Origin of the sequence: Burkholderia cepacia GG4 (assembly GCF_000292915.1) — a bacterium.
Taxonomy (GTDB): domain Bacteria; phylum Pseudomonadota; class Gammaproteobacteria; order Burkholderiales; family Burkholderiaceae; genus Burkholderia; species Burkholderia cepacia_D.
In genome coordinates, this window is record NC_018513.1 from 1,010,237 (window position 1) to 1,027,889 (window position 17,653).

Annotated in this window: 16 protein-coding genes; 7 read left to right on the plus strand and 9 right to left on the minus strand. The window is 66.9% G+C overall.

Translation table 11 applies throughout. The features are described from left to right. The first annotated feature begins 111 nt into the window (after positions 1 to 111). Positions 112 to 882, plus strand: coding sequence for a membrane protein (locus GEM_RS04540; RefSeq protein WP_014896271.1), 771 nt, complete (start codon positions 112 to 114; stop codon positions 880 to 882). A 52-nt stretch (positions 883 to 934) separates the two neighbouring features. Here GEM_RS04540 and dut read toward each other — a convergent pair whose 3' ends face one another. The 5 genes from dut to GEM_RS04565 all read right to left on the minus strand — a co-directional run bounded on the left by dut (position 935) and on the right by GEM_RS04565 (position 7,149). Then, positions 935 to 1,381, minus strand: a complete 447-nt coding sequence (gene dut / locus GEM_RS04545; RefSeq protein ID WP_014896272.1) for a dUTP diphosphatase — start codon at positions 1,379 to 1,381, stop codon at positions 935 to 937. A gap of 55 nt (positions 1,382 to 1,436) precedes the next feature. Then, on the minus strand, positions 1,437 to 2,648 hold the full coding sequence (gene coaBC / locus GEM_RS04550; RefSeq protein ID WP_014896273.1) for a bifunctional phosphopantothenoylcysteine decarboxylase/phosphopantothenate--cysteine ligase CoaBC: 1,212 nt from the start codon (positions 2,646 to 2,648) through the stop codon (positions 1,437 to 1,439). A gap of 67 nt (positions 2,649 to 2,715) precedes the next feature. Continuing rightward, entirely contained in the window at positions 2,716 to 3,216 is a 501-nt protein-coding gene (lspA, locus tag GEM_RS04555) for a signal peptidase II (RefSeq protein ID WP_014896274.1), read from the minus strand. A 2-nt stretch (positions 3,217 to 3,218) separates the two neighbouring features. Beyond that, positions 3,219 to 6,056, minus strand: a complete 2,838-nt coding sequence (ileS, locus tag GEM_RS04560) for an isoleucine--tRNA ligase (protein WP_014896275.1) — start codon at positions 6,054 to 6,056, stop codon at positions 3,219 to 3,221. A gap of 100 nt (positions 6,057 to 6,156) precedes the next feature. Continuing rightward, complete coding sequence (locus tag GEM_RS04565; RefSeq protein WP_014896276.1) at positions 6,157 to 7,149, minus strand: bifunctional riboflavin kinase/FAD synthetase; 993 nt, start codon at positions 7,147 to 7,149, stop codon at positions 6,157 to 6,159. A 122-nt stretch (positions 7,150 to 7,271) separates the two neighbouring features. On the opposite strand from GEM_RS04565, the gene purN reads away from it, so the two are divergent. The 6 genes from purN to nadC all read left to right on the plus strand — a co-directional run bounded on the left by purN (position 7,272) and on the right by nadC (position 14,273). Continuing rightward, positions 7,272 to 7,934 carry a phosphoribosylglycinamide formyltransferase gene (gene purN, locus GEM_RS04570; protein ID WP_014896277.1) on the plus strand — a complete coding sequence of 221 codons (663 nt, stop codon included), beginning with the start codon at positions 7,272 to 7,274 and terminating at the stop codon, positions 7,932 to 7,934. After that, positions 7,931 to 9,193 (plus strand): RsmB/NOP family class I SAM-dependent RNA methyltransferase, encoded by a 1,263-nt coding sequence (locus tag GEM_RS04575; RefSeq protein ID WP_014896278.1) that lies wholly within the window; start codon positions 7,931 to 7,933, stop codon positions 9,191 to 9,193. The genes purN and GEM_RS04575 overlap by 4 nt, the downstream gene beginning before the upstream one ends. A gap of 15 nt (positions 9,194 to 9,208) precedes the next feature. Further along, positions 9,209 to 10,585 carry a mechanosensitive ion channel family protein gene (locus GEM_RS04580; RefSeq protein ID WP_014896279.1) on the plus strand — a complete coding sequence of 459 codons (1,377 nt, stop codon included), beginning with the start codon at positions 9,209 to 9,211 and terminating at the stop codon, positions 10,583 to 10,585. 221 nt (positions 10,586 to 10,806) lie between these two features. Further along, on the plus strand, positions 10,807 to 12,000 hold the full coding sequence (locus tag GEM_RS04585) for an acyl-CoA desaturase (protein WP_014896280.1): 1,194 nt from the start codon (positions 10,807 to 10,809) through the stop codon (positions 11,998 to 12,000). 258 nt (positions 12,001 to 12,258) lie between these two features. Further along, complete coding sequence (nadA, locus tag GEM_RS04590; RefSeq protein ID WP_014896281.1) at positions 12,259 to 13,395, plus strand: quinolinate synthase NadA; 1,137 nt, start codon at positions 12,259 to 12,261, stop codon at positions 13,393 to 13,395. Further along, positions 13,392 to 14,273: a carboxylating nicotinate-nucleotide diphosphorylase gene (gene nadC / locus GEM_RS04595; RefSeq protein WP_014896282.1), complete on the plus strand. Its 882-nt coding sequence runs from the start codon at positions 13,392 to 13,394 to the stop codon at positions 14,271 to 14,273. The genes nadA and nadC overlap by 4 nt, the downstream gene beginning before the upstream one ends. A gap of 95 nt (positions 14,274 to 14,368) precedes the next feature. On the opposite strand, the gene nadB is transcribed toward nadC, so the two are convergent. From nadB to radC, 4 genes are all read right to left on the minus strand, one after another. After that, the gene (nadB, locus tag GEM_RS04600) at positions 14,369 to 15,955 is read right to left on the minus strand and encodes an L-aspartate oxidase (protein WP_014896283.1); all 1,587 of its coding nucleotides are present in this window, start codon (positions 15,953 to 15,955) and stop codon (positions 14,369 to 14,371) included. A 161-nt stretch (positions 15,956 to 16,116) separates the two neighbouring features. Then, the gene (rpmG, locus tag GEM_RS04605) at positions 16,117 to 16,284 is read right to left on the minus strand and encodes a 50S ribosomal protein L33 (RefSeq protein ID WP_006478046.1); all 168 of its coding nucleotides are present in this window, start codon (positions 16,282 to 16,284) and stop codon (positions 16,117 to 16,119) included. A gap of 17 nt (positions 16,285 to 16,301) precedes the next feature. Further along, positions 16,302 to 16,535 (minus strand): 50S ribosomal protein L28, encoded by a 234-nt coding sequence (gene rpmB / locus GEM_RS04610; protein WP_004186391.1) that lies wholly within the window; start codon positions 16,533 to 16,535, stop codon positions 16,302 to 16,304. Between the two features lie 238 nt (positions 16,536 to 16,773). Further along, positions 16,774 to 17,550, minus strand: coding sequence for a RadC family protein (gene radC / locus GEM_RS04615; RefSeq protein ID WP_014896284.1), 777 nt, complete (start codon positions 17,548 to 17,550; stop codon positions 16,774 to 16,776). Positions 17,551 to 17,653: the final 103 nt, after the last annotated feature.

Here is a 17,653-nt window from a genome sequence, read left to right on the forward strand (position 1 = left end):
GGCGATGCGGCGCCGCTAAGGTTCCGTTAAGCCTGCGGCGATAACATTCGAACCTGTCCGCGATGCGGGCTGGCGCGCGCCAGCCCGTCACCATCTGTAAAAGGGGTTCGAATGAACAAACTTCCCGAAATCACGCTCGCGTTCTGGATCATGAAGATCTGCGCGACCACGCTCGGCGAAACCGGCGGCGACCTGCTGTCGATGACGCTGAACGTCGGCTACGCGGTGAGCTCGATCCTGCTGTTCGGTTTCTTTCTCGTCACGCTCGGCGCGCAGCTCCGGACGACCGGCTATCGCCCGGCCATCTACTGGGCCGTGATCGTCGCGACGAGTACCGCGGGCACGACGATGTCCGATTTCATGGACCGTACGCTGGGTCTCGGCTACGCGGCCGGCTCGTCGATTCTCGTCGCGATCCTGCTGGCGATCTTCGCGGTGTGGCGCCTCAGCGGCGAATCGCTGTCGGTCGACCTGATCCGCACGCGCAAGGTCGAGCTGATGTACTGGATCGCGATCCTGTTCTCGAACACGCTCGGCACCGCGCTCGGCGATTTCCTCGCGGACAGTTCCGGCCTCGGCTTCGGCGGCGGCGCGCTGCTGATCGGCGGGCTGCTCGCGGTGATTGTGCTCGCGCACTATTTCACGCGCATCTCGGGTGTGCTGCTGTTCTGGGCCGCGTTCGTGCTCACGCGTCCGTTCGGCGCGACGGTCGGCGACCTGCTCACGAAACCGGTCGCCAAGGGCGGACTCGCGCTCGGCACGGTCGGCTCGTCGGCGGTGCTGCTGGCCGTGCTGGTCGCGATGGTGATCTACGCGAGCCTCGTGCAGGCGCGCCGCGGCGAACTCGTGCCCGCGCGAATCGCCGAGGCGGTCGATCGGTAACGGGAAACGGAAAAAAGAAAGGGGCCGCGAGGCCCCTTTTGCATTGCGCCGCTCAGTGACGGCCGGTGCTGCCGAAGCCGCCCGCGCCGCGCTCGCTCGTGTCGAAGTCGTCGACGATGTTGAACTGCGCCTGCACGACCGGCACGATCACGAGCTGCGCGAGGCGCTCGAACGGGTTCAGCACGAACTCGGTCTGGCCGCGGTTCCACGTCGACACCATCAGCTGGCCCTGGTAGTCGGAATCGATCAGGCCGACGAGGTTGCCGAGCACGATCCCGTGCTTGTGGCCGAGGCCCGAGCGCGGCAGGATCAGCGCCGCGTAGCCGGGATCCGCGAGATGGATCGCGAGGCCGGTCGGCACGAGCGTCGTTTCGCCCGGCTGCAGCGTCACCGGCGCATCGAGGCACGCACGCAGGTCGAGGCCCGCGCTGCCGGTCGTGGCGTAGGCGGGCAGGTAGTCGCGCATGCGCGCGTCGAGAATCTTCAGGTCGAGTTTCATGCGATCGTCGAATCGGTCGGGAAGGGCGCGGCGGCGCGTGCCGCCGCGCCAGGGATCAGATCAGGCGGTTGTCGGGCAGGCGCTTCGCGATTTCGGCGACGAGCGCGTGCGCGAGTTCGTCCTTCGGCGCGCGCGGCAGGCGGGTGAGGCCGGCCGCCTCGAACAGCACGACTTCGTTATCGTCGCGCCCGAACGTCTGCGGGCCGAGGTTGCCGACCAGCAGCGGCACGTTCTTGCGCTTGCGCTTCTCGTCGCCGTGCACGTCGAGGTCGCCGCTTTCGGCCGCGAAACCGACGCAGAACGGCGGATCGGGCAGCGCCGCGACCGACGCGAGGATGTCGGGGTTCTCGACGAATGCGAGCGTCGGTGTCTTGCGGTCGGCAGTCTTCTTGATCTTGTGCTCGGCCGGTTGCTCGACGCGCCAGTCGGCGACGGCGGCCACCGCGATGAAGATGTCCGCGTCGGCCACCGCATGCATGACCGCGTCGTACATCTGCTGCGCGGTCTGCACGTCCTGGCGGTACACGCCCCACGGCGTGTCGAGCGCCACCGGCCCGGCGACGAGATGCACGTCGGCGCCGGCCTGCTGCGCGGCGCGCGCGAGCGCGAAGCCCATCTTGCCGCTCGAGCGGTTCGTGAGGCCGCGCACCGGATCGAGCGGTTCAAAGGTCGGGCCGGCCGTGATCAGCACGCGGCGGTGCGCGAGCACCTTGGGTGCGAAGTGCGCGACGATCGCTTCATAGATCGCCTCGGGCTCGAGCATGCGGCCGTCGCCGACTTCGCCGCACGCCTGCGCGCCCGAATCGGGGCCGAGCACCGACACGCCGTCGGCGCGCAGTTGCGCGGCATTGCGTTGCGTGGCCGGGTTCTGCCACATCTGGCGGTTCATCGCGGGCACGACGAGCAGCGGACAGTCGCGCGCGACGCACAGCGTCGACAGCAGGTCGTCCGCGAACCCGTGCGCGAGCTTCGCGAGGAAGTCCGTCGACGCGGGGGCGATCACGATCGCGTCGGCTTCGCGCGACAGGTCGATGTGCGCCATGTTGTTGTCGATGCGCGCGTCCCACTGGCTCGTATACACGGGCCGGCCGGAGAGTGCCTGCATCGTGACCGGCGTGATGAACTGGGTGGCGGCTTCCGTCATCACGACCTGGACGGTCGCGCCGGCTTTCGTGAGCAGCCGCGTGAGCTCGGCGATCTTGTAGCAGGCGATGCCGCCCGTCAGGCCGAGAACGAGGTGTTTTCCTGCGAGTTCTGCGTGTGCCAACTCAGGCCTCCAAGGGTCAAACGGAACGGCCGGCGCGAAGCCGGCCGTCGACGCCGAGTATGCGCGCTCAGCGCGTGCCGCGCACGCGACGCAGCTCGTCGTAGATCAGCAGCACTGCGCCGACCGTGATCGCGGAATCGGCGAGGTTGAACGCCGGGAAGTGCCACGCGTCGAGGTGGAAATCGAGAAAGTCGATCACGTGGCCGTAGACCAGCCGGTCGATCACGTTGCCGAGCGCGCCGCCGAGGATCAGTGCGAGCGACAGGCTGAACAGCCGCTGCTGGCCGTGGCGGCGCAGCAGGAAGCAGATCACGAGCGTCGCGCCGATACCGAGCGCGGTGAACGCCCAGCGCTGCCAGCCGCCCGCGGTCGACAGGAAGCCGAACGCGGCGCCGCGGTTGTACACCAGCACGAGGTTGAAGAACGACGTCAACGCATGCTGCGCGCCGTACGCGAACGTTTTCAGGATCGCAATCTTCGACAGCTGGTCGAACAGGATCACGATCAGCGAAATGCCGAGCCAGGGCGCGAGTGCGCCGCTGGCCGGTTTCGACACAGTTTTCGCCATATTCAAGCAGCGCTCCGGATTTCGCCGTTTTCAAACAGGTTCGAGAAGCAGCGGCCGCACAGCGTCGGGTGGTCGGCGTGTGCGCCGACGTCCTCGCGGTAGTGCCAGCAGCGTTCGCACTTCTGGTACTTCGACGCGGCCACGTCGACGCTTTCCTGCGCTTCGTCGTCGACCTTCACGACCGTCGCTGCCGACGTGATCAGCACGAACTTCAGGTCTTCGCCGAGGCTCGTCAGCGCGTCGTAGCGCGCGCCGCTCGCGTGCACGGCCACTTCGGCCTGCAGCGACGAACCGATGCGGTTCGCGGTGCGCGCTTCCTCGAGCGCCTTCGTCACGTTGCCGCGCACGTCGCGCAGCAGCGCCCACTTCTCGATCAGCGCGGCCGAGCCGGCGACTTCCGGATACGCGTAGTACGTTTCCGTGAAGACCGTCTCGCTGGCCGGCTGGAACACCTTCCACGCTTCTTCCGCGGTGAACGACAGGAACGGCGCGAGCACGCGCAGCAGCCCGTGCGTCAGGTGGTACAGCGCCGTCTGCGCGGAGCGGCGTGCGCGCGAATCGGGCGCGCTCGTGTACAGGCGGTCCTTCAGCACGTCGAGGTAGAAGCCGCCGAGATCCTCCGAGCAGTACGTCTGCAGCTTCGCGACGACCGGGTGGAATTCGTACTTCTCGTAGTGGCCGAGCAGTTCCGTCTGCAGCTGCGCGGAGAACGCGACCGCATAGCGGTCGATCTCGAGCCATTCGTCGACCGGCACCGCGTGCTGCGCGAAGTCGAAGTCCGACAGGTTCGCGAGCAGGAAGCGCAGCGTGTTGCGGATGCGGCGATAGCCTTCCGTCACGCGCTTCAGGATTTCCTCGGAGATCGCGAGCTCGCCCGAGTAGTCGGTCGACGCGATCCACAGGCGGATGATTTCCGCGCCGAGGCGGTTCGCGACTTCATGCGGGTCGACGCCGTTGCCGAGCGACTTGCTCATCTTGCGGCCTTCGCCGTCGACCGTGAAGCCGTGCGTGAGCAGGCCCTTGTACGGCGCGCGGCCGTCGATCATCGACGCGGTCAGCAGCGACGAGTGGAACCAGCCGCGGTGCTGGTCCGAGCCTTCGAGGTACAGGTCGGCCGGGAATTGCAGCTGATCCTTGTGCGAGCCGCGCAGCACGTGCCAGTGCGTCGTGCCCGAGTCGAACCACACGTCGAGCGTGTCGCGGTTCTTTTCGTACAGGTTCGCGTCGTCGCCGAGCAGCTCGCGCGGGTCGAGCGATTGCCAGGCCTCGATGCCCGACTGCTCGACGCGCTTCGCGACTTCCTCGAGCAGCTCGAGCGTGCGCGGGTGCAGCTCGCCGGTTTCCTTGTGCACGAAGAACGCCATCGGCACGCCCCACTGGCGCTGGCGCGACAGCGTCCAGTCAGGACGGTTCGCGATCATGCTGAACAGGCGCTGCTTGCCCCACGACGGGTAGAACGCGGTCGCGTCGACGCCTTCGAGCGCCGTTTCGCGCAGCGTCTTGCTGCCGTCGCGCGGCGTCACGTCCATGCCGGCGAACCACTGCGACGTCGCGCGGTAGATGATCGGCGTCTTGTGGCGCCAGCAGTGCATGTAGCTGTGCGTGTACTTCTCGCTGCGCAGCAGCGAGCCGGCCGCGTTCAGCGCCTCGACGACCTTCGGGTTCGCGTCCCAGATCGACAGGCCGCCGAACAGCGGCAGCGATTCGATGTAGCGGCCGTCGCCCATCACGGGGTTGATGAAGTCCGAATCGGTCATCCCGTGCGCCTTGCACGACAAGAAGTCTTCGATGCCGTAGGCGGGCGACGAGTGCACGATGCCGGTACCCGTGTCGGTCGTCACGTAGTCGCCGAGGTAGACGGGCGCGGTGCGCTTGTAGCCGGGGTGGGCCGACGCGAGCGGGTGGTGGAAGCGCAGGTTCGCGAGCTTCACGCCGGGCGTGGTCGCGACGACGCGGCCGGTCAGCTTGAACTCGGCCATGCATGCTTCGACGCGTTCTTCGGCGATGATCAGCAGCCCGCGCTCGGTGTCGACCAGCGCGTAGATGATTTCCGGATGGAGGTTCAGCGCCTGGTTGGCGGGGATCGTCCACGGCGTGGTGGTCCAGATCACGATGCCGCCCTCGGCGCGCGGCAGCGCCGGCAGGCCGAACGCCTGCGCGGTCTTTTCCGGTTCCGCGAACGCGAACATCACGTCGATCGTCGGGTCGGTGCGGTCCTTGTACTCGACTTCCGCCTCGGCGAGCGCCGAGCCGCAGTCGAAGCACCAGTTCACCGGCTTCAGGCCGCGATACACGTAGCCCTTCTCGATGATCTTGCCGAGCGCGCGGATCTCTTCCGCCTCGTTGACGAAGTTCATCGTCTTGTACGGATTCGCCCAGTCGCCGAGCACGCCGAGGCGCTTGAAGCCGACCTTCTGCTTCTCGATCTGCTCGGTCGCGTACGCACGCGCCTTGCTCATCACTTCGGCCGCCGGCAGCGACTTGCCGAACTGCTTCTCGATCTGGATCTCGATCGGCATCCCGTGGCAATCCCAGCCCGGCACGTACGGCGCATCGAAGCCGGCCATGTTGCGCGACTTGACGACGATGTCCTTCAGGATCTTGTTGACCGCGTGACCGAGGTGGATGTCGCCGTTCGCATACGGGGGGCCGTCGTGCAGGATGAACTTCGGCCGGCCCTTGCTGGCTGCGCGGATCTTCTCGTAGATGCCGCGCTCTTCCCATTCCTTGACCCACTGCGGCTCGCGCTTGGGCAGATCGCCGCGCATCGGGAACGGCGTGTCGAGCAGGTTGACCGGATACTTGGCCTGCGGTTTCGAATCGGCTTTCTTGTTGCTCATGATGGGATCGCTATCAAATCGGGGGACGCTCGTGCGTCGTGAATCGGGGATGCGCGCGTGTCGGCGCGAGAGGGGGCGGCGCGGGGCGCCGCCGGCCGGATCAGCTAATTCGGTCGGTCGCCGACGTCGAGAAGCCGGTCGTGCGGCTGCCCGGCGCGCGGTCGCGCTCGACGAAGTACGCGCGCGCATTCGCGACGTCCAGCGCGATCGCGCGCGACAGCGCCTCGAGATCGTCGAACTTCGCTTCGTCACGCAGCTTCTTCAGGAATTCGACGCGGATGAGCTTGCCGTACGCGTCGCCGTGCCAGTCGAGCAGGTGGACTTCGAGCAGCACGCGGCCGGAATCGTCGACGGTCGGGCGCAGCCCGAGGCTCGCGACGCCCGGCAACGGGGACGGGCCCAGGCCGTGCACCTGCACGACGAAGATGCCCGCGAGCGCCGGCCGCTTGTGCGCAATCGGCAGGTTCAGCGTCGGGAAACCGAGGTCGCGGCCGAGCTTCAGCCCGTGCGCGACGTGGCCGCTGATCGCGTAGCCGTGGCCGAGCGCCTGCGCGGCCGCGTCGAGATCGCCGGCCGCGAGCGCGGTGCGCACGCCCGAGCTGGAGATGCGCGTGCCGTCGCTGCCGGCGACCGTGCCCATTTGCTCGACCTCGAAGCCGTATTGCTCGCCGGCGGCCTTCAGCGTGTCGAAGGTGCCCGCGCGCTTCGCGCCGTAGCAGAAGTCGTCGCCGACCATCATCCAGCGCGTGTGCAGCCCGCCGACCAGCGTGCGTTCGACGAACGCCTGCGGCGACTGGCTCGCGAACGTGTGGTTGAAGTGCTCGACGACGACGCGGTCGACACCGTGGTCGCGCAGCGCCTCGAGCTTGTCGCGCAGCATCGCGATGCGCGGCGGCGCGCCGGCCGGGTTGAAGAATTCGCGCGGGTGCGGCTCGAAGGTCATCACGCACACGGGCAGGCCGCGCGCGTCCGCTGCCGCGCGCACGCGCGCGAGCAGGGCCTGGTGGCCGCGATGGACACCGTCGAAGTTGCCGATCGTCAGCGCGCACGGCGCGCGGCTCTCGGCGTTGGGCAGGCCGCGGAAGACTTTCACGATAGCGGATGCAGCGTCGGGGAATGGGCGGTGGGATGCCGCAAAGCAGAAGATTATAAACGTTCGGGCGGCCCGGCGGCCGAGAAGGGGGGAAACGCGGGGGTGAATGGTAAAATTCGCGGATGAAAAAACTCGTGATCCTGATTTCCGGTCGCGGCAGCAACATGGAGGCCATCGTCCGCGCGTGCGCGCAGGAACGCTGGCCGGCCGAGATTGCCGCCGTGATCGCCAACCGGCCCGATGCGGCCGGGCTGGCTTTTGCCGCGTCGCACGGGGTGGCGACGGCGGTGGTCGACCACCGGTCGTTCGACGGCCGCGACAGCTTCGATGCGGCGCTCGCCGCCGAGATCGATCGTTTTGCGCCCGATCTCGTCGTCCTCGCCGGCTTCATGCGCATCCTCACGCCCGCATTCGTCAGACGATACGAAGGCCGGCTGCTGAATATTCACCCGTCGCTGCTGCCGAGCTTCAAGGGTATCCACACGCACCAGCAGGCGCTGGATGCCGGCGTCGCGCTGCACGGTGCGAGCGTGCATTTCGTCATTCCCGAACTGGACAGCGGCGCGATCGTCGCGCAGGGCGCGGTGCCGGTGCGTGCCGGCGACGACGCGGCCGCGCTCGCGCAGCGCGTGCTGACGGTCGAGCACGTGCTGTATCCGCGTGCGGTGCGCTGGTTCGTCGAGGGGCGCCTGCGCCTCGAGAACGGCCGGGCAGTGGTCGCGCCGGAAGAGGCGCGCTGGATTTTCGCGGATCAACCGCATACCGAAAAGAGTGAGGGCGTATGAAGCTGCACGGATTCCTGATCGGCCAGACCGAGACTTTGCTGGCGGAGGTGCTGAAGTTCGCCGGCCCGGCCGACGCGACGACGAGCCGGTTCTTCCGCGCTCACCCGAAGCTCGGCCACGCCGAGCGCGGTGTGATCGCCGAGGCAGTGTTCGCGGTGCTGCGCCGCAAGATGGAGTTTTCACACCTCGCCGAGAGCGGCACCGGCAGCCCCGCGCGGCGCCTCACGCTGCTGGGCCTGATGCAGACGCTCGGCCGCAATGCGCTGAAGCCGTTCGTCTCTGCCACCGAAGCCGCGTGGCTCGAGCACGTGTCGAAGATCGATCCGGCGAGCCTGCCGGTGCGCGTGCGCACGAACCTGCCCGACTGGATCTACCAGGCGCTGTCGGCCCGTTTCGACGCCGAGGAACTGGCGCAGCTCGCCGCCGCGCTCAACTACCCGGCGCCGCTCGATCTGCGCGCCAATGCGCAGAAGGCGACGCGCGACCAGGTGATCGACGCGCTGCGCGTGGAAGGCATCGACGCGGGCGCGACGCCGTTCGCACCGCAAGGCGTGCGGGTCGTCGGCAAGCCGGCGCTCACGCGCCTGAAGCTGTTCGAGGAAGGCCAGATCGAGGTGCAGGACGAGGGTAGCCAGCTGCTGTGCTCGCTCGTCGCGCCGCGCCGCGGCGAGATGGTCGTCGATTTCTGCGCGGGCGCCGGCGGCAAGACGCTCGCGCTCGGCGCGATGATGCGCTCGACCGGGCGCCTCTACGCGTTCGACGTGTCGGAAAAGCGTCTCACGAAGCTGAAGCCGCGCCTCGCGCGCAGCGGGCTGTCGAACGTGAACCCGGTGCTGATCGACAGCGAGCACGACGCGAAGATCAAGCGGCTCGCCGGCAAGATCGATCGCGTGCTGGTCGACGCGCCGTGCAGCGGCCTGGGCACGCTGCGCCGCAATCCCGACCTCAAATGGCGCCAGACGCGCACGTCGATCGAGGAGCTCACGCCGAAGCAGGCGTCGATCCTCGCGAGCGCGGCGCGTCTCGTGAAGAAGGGCGGCCGGCTCGTGTACGCGACCTGCAGCGTGCTCCACGCGGAGAACGAAGCCATCGTCGAACAATTCCTGGTCGACCATCCCGAGTTCGTGCTGGTGCCCGCGCAGAAGGTCCTGGCGGACCAGCGCATCGAGCTCGAGACCGGCGACTACCTGTCGCTGTGGCCGCACCGCCACGCCACCGACGGCTTCTTCGCCGCGGTGCTGGAACGGCGCGCGCAGTAACGGCAGGGCGCACGGATGATGCAGAACCGCCTGCTGTCGCACCGGCTCGCGTCGGTGATCCGCGACTTCAACGAGCCGGTGATGATCTGGCAGGCGGCGATCCTGGTCGGCGCGCTGTGTTTCGCGTGGGTGGCCGCGCGCTTCGTGCACGGCCGCATCGACGCGCGCCGGCGCGCGGCCGGCCGGGTGCCCGGCGCCGGCGCGCAGAGCCTGAAGCGCGCGCTGTTCCCGCTGTTCGGCGGGCTGTTCGTGCTGGCGGCGCAGCTCGCGTTCGACCCGTTCATGTCGACGTCGCTGCTGTCGCTCGCGCTCGTGCCGCTGTTCGGCATCGGGCTGATCTACGTGCTGTTCTTCTTCGCGCGGCGCGTGTTCGCGCGCGACGGGCACACACATGCCTGGCTGTCGATCGTCGAGAAGATCGTGTCGGTGATCGTGTGGGCCGCGATGGTGCTCACCGTGCTCGGGATCCAGCGCGACGTGGTCGCCTGGCTCGACAGCGTGCAGTTCCGTGTCGCGAACGCGCACCTCACGCTGCTGTCGGTGATCTCCGGCGCACTGTGGGTGTGCGTGACGCTGATGGTCGCGATGTGGCTCGGCTCGGTGCTCGAGGAGCGCCTCGCGCGTGCCACCACGCTCGACGCGAACCTGAAGGTCGTGCTGTCGCGGGTCGGGCGCGCGCTGCTGGTGTTCGCGGCGATCCTGATCGGGCTGTCGCTCGTTGGCATCGACGTGACGGTGCTCGGCGTGTTCGGTGGCGCGGTCGGCGTCGGCCTCGGCTTCGGGCTGCAGAAGATCGCCAGCAACTACGTATCGGGCTTCATCATCCTGCTCGATCGCTCGCTGCGGCTCGGCGACGCGATCAGCGTCGGCGGGCTGCAGGGCGTCGTCACGCAGATTCGCACCCGTTACACGGTCGTGCGCGGTCTCGACGGCAACGAGACGCTGATCCCGAACGAGAAGCTGATCACCGATGTCGTGCAGAACCAGTCGTCATACCTGACGCGCGGTTACGCGAAGGTTGCCGTGCAGGTCGCCTATACCAGCGACGTCGAGCAGGCGCTCGCGGTGCTCGCCGCTGCGGCGAAGGGCGTGCCGCGCGTGCTCGAGGAACCGGCGCCGGCCCCATACCTGGTCAGCTTCGGCGCGGACGGGATCGATCTGGAGCTCGGCTTCTGGATCGAGGATTCGGCGAAGGGCACGTCGGGCGTGCGTTCGGCGGTGAACCGCAACATCTGGCGGCTGTTCGGCGAGCACGGCATCTCGATTCCGTTCCCGCAGCGCGAAGTGCGCGTGGTCGGCGTGCCGGACGGTTTTGCCGCGACCGGCGTGGTGGCCGATGGCGTGCCGGTGGCCGGCAACGGCACGGCGGACGGGCAGGCGTCGGCGGCGTAGGCCGGGAGCTGACGCGATTCGGGTGGATCGGGCGGCCAGAACCGGATCGAAGGGCTTGCCGGGTCCGTCGATGGACTGTCCGGATTGCGTCATGACAAGAAAATATTCATTTTTTACAACGACTTGGAACGGTTGAAGTAAAATTCCGGTCTACACGCGGTATGCTTTCATTTTTATGACGTCGGCCTGCGCCTGCGTCGCTCTCACCACAGGTAACTGCCTTGTTGAATTCCCTGCTCGATTTTCTTTCCCACGGGCTTCTGCGCTTTTCGTGGTGGCAGGTCGCGCTGTTCGCGCTGGCCGTCACGCACGTCACGATCATCGGCGTGACGGTCTACCTGCATCGCTGCCAGGCGCACCGCGCGCTGGAGCTGCATCCGATCGCGAGCCACTTCTTCCGCGTCTGGCTGTGGATGACGACCGGCATGCTGACGGGCCAGTGGGCCGCGATCCATCGCAAGCACCACGCGAAGTGCGAAACCGAGGAAGATCCGCACAGCCCGCAGACGCGTGGGATCTGGAAGGTGTTCCTCGAAGGCGCCGAGCTGTATCGCGCGGAAGCGAAGAACGAAGAAACGATGCGCAAGTTCAGCCACGGCACGCCGAATGACTGGATCGAGCGCAATGTGTACTCGAAGTACCCGATTCTCGGCATCAGCCTGATGATGGTGATCGACGTCGCGCTGTTCGGCGTGCTCGGCCTGACCGTGTGGGCCGTGCAGATGGTCTGGATTCCGTTCTGGGCGGCTGGCGTCGTCAACGGCTTCGGCCACTTCTGGGGCTACCGCAACTTCAACTCGGCCGACGCGAGCACGAACCTGTTCCCGTGGGGCATCGTGATCGGCGGCGAAGAGCTGCACAACAACCACCACACGTTCGCGACGTCGGCGAAGCTGTCGAACAAGTGGTACGAGTTCGACATCGGCTGGATGTACATCCGCATCATGTCGGCATTCGGTCTCGCGAAGGTGAAGAAGGTTGCGCCGACGCCGCGCCTGAACAAGCCGAAGACGGTGCTCGACCAGGAAACGCTGCAGGCCGTGCTGTCGAACCGCTACGAAGTGATGGCGCGCTACGGCAAGGCCGTGAAGCGCGCATATCGCCAGGAGCTCGCGCACCTGAAGGAAATCGGCGGCGAGAAGTACCAGCTGATGCGCGGCGCGCGCAAGTGGTTCCACAAGGACGCCGACGGCCTCGACGAGCCGCAGAAGAAGCTGCTGCCGGAGATCTTCGCGAACAGCCAGAAGCTGCACACGTACTTCCAGCTCCGCCAGGATCTCGCCGCGATCTGGGATCGTTCGACCGCGTCGCGCGAACAGCTTCTCGCGCAATTGCAGGATTGGTGCCATCGCGCAGAACAAAGCGGCATCAAGTCGCTGCAGGAATTCGCGACGCGCCTGCGCCGCTACGCCTGATTCGAAATCGATTAGAATCTCAGGACGTCACAAACCCCGCGTTGGCGGGGTTTTTTCATTTGGGCGGCCGGTTTTCGACGGACGCCGGAATGGCCGGAATTCGTATGAGGCTTTGGGGCAACGCGGGCGTGGCGTCCCCGGGGCGAGCGTAGAGGACAGGGCTGAAGTAAGCGTTAAAGCGCTGACTCTGGTCGACCGCAAAGCATGGGACCAGAGTAAGCGCTAAAGCGCTAACTCTGGTCGACAGGAGATATGGAGATGCAATCGACGATCAAACCCGTCGAGTACGACCGGCCGGTCTCGGCAGGGACCGTCTGTGGCGTCGGGCAAGCATGGGCCAAGGTGCCCGATGCACCTTCCGCCGAAGAACGCGCCGCACTGAAGGCGCGCATCAAGGCGCTGCTCGTACGTGAAAAGGCCGTGCTCGTCGCTCACTACTACGTGGATGCCGAGCTGCAGGAACTGGCCGACGAAACCGGCGGCTGCGTCGCCGATTCACTCGAAATGGCCCGCTTCGGCCGCGATCACGACGCGCAGACGCTCGTCGTCGCCGGCGTGCGCTTCATGGGCGAAACCGCGAAGATCCTGAGTCCGGCCAAGCGCGTGCTGATGCCCGATCTCGATGCGACCTGCTCGCTCGATCTCGGTTGCCCGGTCGACGAATTCTCCGCGTTCTGCGATGCGCACCCGGATCGCACCGTCGTCGTCTATGCGAACACCAGCGCCGCCGTGAAGGCGCGCGCGGACTGGATGGTCACGTCGTCGATCGGCCTCGAGATCGTCGCCGACCTGCATGCGCGGGGCGAGAAGATCATTTGGGCACCGGATCGCCATCTCGGCAGCTATATCCAGAAGAAAACCGGCGCGGACATGCTGCTGTGGCAGGGTTCGTGCCTCGTCCACGACGAATTCAAGGGCATCGAGCTCGACCTGCTGCGCGCCGAATACCCGGACGCGAAGGTGCTCGTGCACCCCGAGTCGCCGGAAAACGTCGTCGCGCAGGCGGACGTCGTCGGCTCGACGACGCAGCTCATCGACGCGGCCGTGAAGTTCGACGCGACGCACTTCATCGTCGCGACCGACCTCGGCATCCTGCACAAGATGCAGCTCGCGGCGCCCGGCAAGACCTTCATCGCCGCGCCGACGGCCGGCAACAGCGCAACCTGCAAGAGCTGCGCGCATTGCCCGTGGATGGCGATGAACGGCCTCGCGAACCTCGCCGACGTGCTCGAGCGCGGTCACAACGAGATCTTCGTCGATCCCGCGATCGGCGAGCGGGCGCGTTTGCCGATCGACCGGATGCTCGATTTCGCGGCCGCGCACAAGAAGCGCGTGCAGGCGAGCGGCGATCTGCAGCGCGATCAGCAACTGTTTGCAAACGTGGGGGCTGCATGACGACTGCAGTCTCCCCGCTGTTCGAAGCCGTCCGCGCTCAATACGGCGCAGCCTTCGACGATGCGATCGCGCGCAACGTTGCCGATGCGATCGCCGAAGACGTCGGCACCGGCGACCAGACCGGGCGACTCGTGCCGGCCGGCGAGCGTCGCCGTGCTCGCATCATCGTGCGCGAGGAAGCGGTGCTGTGCGGCGTGCCGTGGTTCGAGGCCGTCATCGCGCGGATCGATCCGTCGATCGTCGTGCAGTGGCGCTATCGCGAAGGCGACCGGATGACGCCGGATTCGACCGTCTGCGAACTCGAAGGGCCGGCGCGTGCGTTGCTGACGGCCGAGCGCAACGGGCTGAACTTCCTGCAGCTGCTGTCGGGCGTCGCCAGCGCGACGCGCCGTTATGTCGACCGCGTCGAAGGTACGCGCGCGAGGATTCTCGATACGCGCAAGACGCTGCCGGGCCTGCGGCTCGCGCAGAAGTACGCGGTGCGGGTCGGCGGCGGCGAGAACCAGCGTCTCGCCCTGTACGACGGCATCCTGATCAAGGAAAACCATATCGCGGCGGCCGGCGGCGTCGGTGAGGCCCTCGACGCGGCGTTCGCGCTGGATTCGGGCGTGCCCGTGCAGGTCGAGGTCGAGACGCTCGCGCAGCTCGACACGGCGCTCGCGCATGGCGCGCAGTCGGTGCTGCTCGACAACTTCACGCTCGACATGATGCGCGAAGCGGTGCGCGTCGCGGCCGGCCGGGCGGTGCTCGAAGTGTCGGGCGGCGTCAATTTCGATACGGTGCGCACGTTCGCGGAGACGGGCGTGGACCGCATCTCTATCGGTGCGTTGACGAAGGACGTGCGCGCGACCGACTACTCGATGCGGATCGTCGACTGATCGCGCGATCTACCCATCTGACGAAAAAAAGCCGCTGGCACGCAAACGCCAGCGGCTTTTTTCATGGGCGGCAGCCGCCGGGAAGTGCGTGCCGGTCAGCGGCGCGAGCGGGGCGTGAGCACGCTCGGCAGCGCCTTGGGCAGCGTGTGCGGCCAGTCCCGGCTGTAGTGCAGCCCGCGGCTTTCACGGCGCGAGTACGCGCTCTTCACGATCAGCGTTGCAACGTCGACGAGATTGCGCAGTTCGAGCAGGTCGCGCGTTACGCGGAAGTTCGCGTAGTACTCGTGGATCTCGTCGCGCAGCAGCGACAACCGGTGCTTCGCGCGTTCGAGACGCTTGTCGGTGCGCACGATGCCGACGTAGTTCCACATCAGCCGGCGCAGCTCGTCCCAGTTGTGCGCGACGACGACTTCCTCGTCCGCATCCGACACGCGGCTTTCGTCCCAGGCGGGCAGCTTGGCCGGCGTTTGCGCATCGTAGCCGGCTGCCTCGATCGCCTCGGCCGCCGCGCGGCCGATCACGAGGCATTCGAGCAGCGAGTTGCTCGCGAGCCGGTTCGCGCCGTGCAGCCCCGTGTACGACGTTTCGCCGACCGCATACAGGCCCGTGAGATCGGTGCGCCCCGCAAGGTCGGTGACGACGCCGCCGCACGTGTAGTGCGCGGCCGGCACGACCGGAATCGGCTGTTTCGCGATGTCGATGCCGAATTCGAGGCAGCGCGCGTGGATCGTCGGGAAGTGTTCGCGCAGGAACGCTTCCGGCTGATGGCTGATGTCGAGATACACGCAGTCGATCCCGCGCTTCTTGATCTCGAAGTCGATCGCGCGCGCAACGATGTCGCGCGGCGCGAGTTCCGCGCGCGGATCGTGCGCGGGCATGAAGCGCGTGCCGTCGGGCAGCTTCAGCAAGCCGCCTTCGCCGCGCACGGCTTCCGAAATCAGGAACGATTTCGCATACGGATGGAACAGGCAGGTCGGGTGGAACTGGATGAATTCCATGTTCGACACGCGGCAGCCCGCGCGCCACGCCATCGCGATGCCGTCGCCGGTCGCGGTGTCGGGGTTCGTCGTGTACAGGTAGACCTTGCCGGCGCCACCGGTCGCGAGCACCGTGTGTGGCGCCTCGATCGTGATCGTGCGGTCGTTGTCGACGTCGAGCGCGTACAGGCCGTGACAGCGGCGGCCGGGCAGGCCGAGCCGGTCCGATGTGATCAGGTCGATCGCGTGGTGGTTTTCGAAGAACGTGATGTTCGGATGCCGGCGCGCACGTTCGGACAGCGTCGCGAGCACCGCATGGCCGGTCGCGTCGGCTGCGTGGATGATCCGGCGGTGACTGTGGCCGCCTTCGCGGGTCAGATGGAAGCCGAGTTCGGCTGCGTCGTCCTTCGTGAACGGCACGCCCTGCGAGATCAGCCATTCGATCGCTTCGCGGCCGTGCTCGACGATGTAGCGGGTCGCGCCTTCGTCGCACAGCCCGCCGCCGGCGACCAGCGTGTCGTCGACGTGGTTCTCGATACTGTCCGCCGAGTCGAGGACGGCCGCGATGCCGCCTTGCGCGTTATCGCTCGCCCCCTCCATCATCGAACGTTTCGCGATCAGCGCAACACGTCGCGTGCTGGCCAGGTTGAGTGCGACCGACAGCCCTGCCAGGCCGCTGCCGACGATCGCCACGTCGAATTTCATGCTGCATCTCCATCGTTACGCTTTAGATCTTGTGCGTTCCGTCGGCCGTGGCCGCGGAAAGGGGAGAGCATACCGCGTCGGGCCCGTGCGTGCGCGCAAAACAAAAAGCCCCGCATGTGCGGGGCTTTTCGGTCGCCGTCAGGCTCGCAGAAACCGGAGATTTATTTGATCTTGGTTTCTTTGTATTCCACATGCTTGCGGACGACGGGATCGAACTTCTTGATCGCCATCTTTTCCGGCATGTTGCGCTTGTTCTTCGTGGTCGTGTAGAAGTGACCCGTACCAGCGGTCGACTCAAGCTTGATCTTGTCGCGGGCGCCTTTTGCCATGATTGTGCTCCTTGGGCTTAGGCTTCGCCGCGTGCGCGCAGGTCAGCGAGCACGGAATCGATGCCGTTCTTGTCGATCAGGCGCAGGCCGGCGTTCGAGACGCGCAGGCGCACCCAGCGGTTTTCGCTCTCAACCCAGAACCGGCGGTTTTGCAGGTTCGGCAGGAAGCGACGCTTGGTCTTGTTGTTGGCGTGGGAAACGTTGTTGCCGCTCATCGGCGCTTTCCCAGTTACTTGGCATACGCGTGCCATGAGAGCACTCCTAATACGCTAAATTCGGGGTTCGATCGCCGATGAAGGTTCCATCGCACCGCCACGTGATCCATGGCTGCACTCAGAACGCCGAAGCCCTTACAGACAAGGCCCTTCGATGGCTAGAACTGGTTGGAAAAAAGACAGACGGCGATTCTAGCAGAAAAAGTTCAGAAAAATCAAACCCAATTTCGCTTCACCGTTGCGGCGCTCCCGGGGCGGGTCGCCGGGCCACAGTCTACAACCATCCGGCGCGTGCGAACGAAAATGTATCGGCGGTGCCGACGACGACGTGATCGAGCAGCTTGGCGTCGACGAGCGTCAGCGCTTCGTGCAGCACGCGCGTCAGGCGGCGATCTTCCGCGCTCGGCTGCACCGCGCCGGACGGATGGTTGTGCGCGATGACCAGTGCGGCGGCATTCAGCGTGAGCGCGCGGCGCACGATCTCGCGCGGATAGACGGCCATCCGCGTTAGCGAGCCGCGCGCGCTTTCCTCCACGTCGATGAGGCCGTGGCGGGCATCCAGGTATAGCGTGACGAACACCTCGTACGGACGCATGCCGATCCTCAGCCGCAGATAGTCCTCGACCGCGCCCGGCGAATCGATCTGCACCCGCTCGCGCGCCTTTTCGGCCAGCGCGCGCCGCGTGATCTCGGTCACGGCGATCAGCAGCGCCGAGCGCGCGGCGCCGATGCCGGGGTGTGTCGCGAACACGTCGGGATCCGCATCGAGCATGTCGCGCAGCGAGTCGCCGAACCGCGCGAGCAGCGCGCGGGCACTGGCGAACACGTCGCGACCGCCGCCGCCGGTGCCGAGCAGCAGCGCGATCAATTCGGCGTCGGTGAGCGCGGCCGGCCCGCGCTCCAGCAGCCGCTCGCGCGGCAGGTCGGGCCGCCAGTTGCGCGGACGGCGCTTGCGCGGCCGGGCCGCGGCGGTCCGGCGGACCGGATCGGCAGGGGAATCGGCGGGGTCGCGGCATTCGGTCGGCGCGACGGCGAGGCAGGGTGGCGGCATGGTCGAAACTCCAATGGCGGCGGCCGAGTGCGCGACGTCGTCGCACTTTCAGCCTTGCGCGCTAAGGTGACTTACAATATTGGTTTTGCGCCGGGCCTTTCGG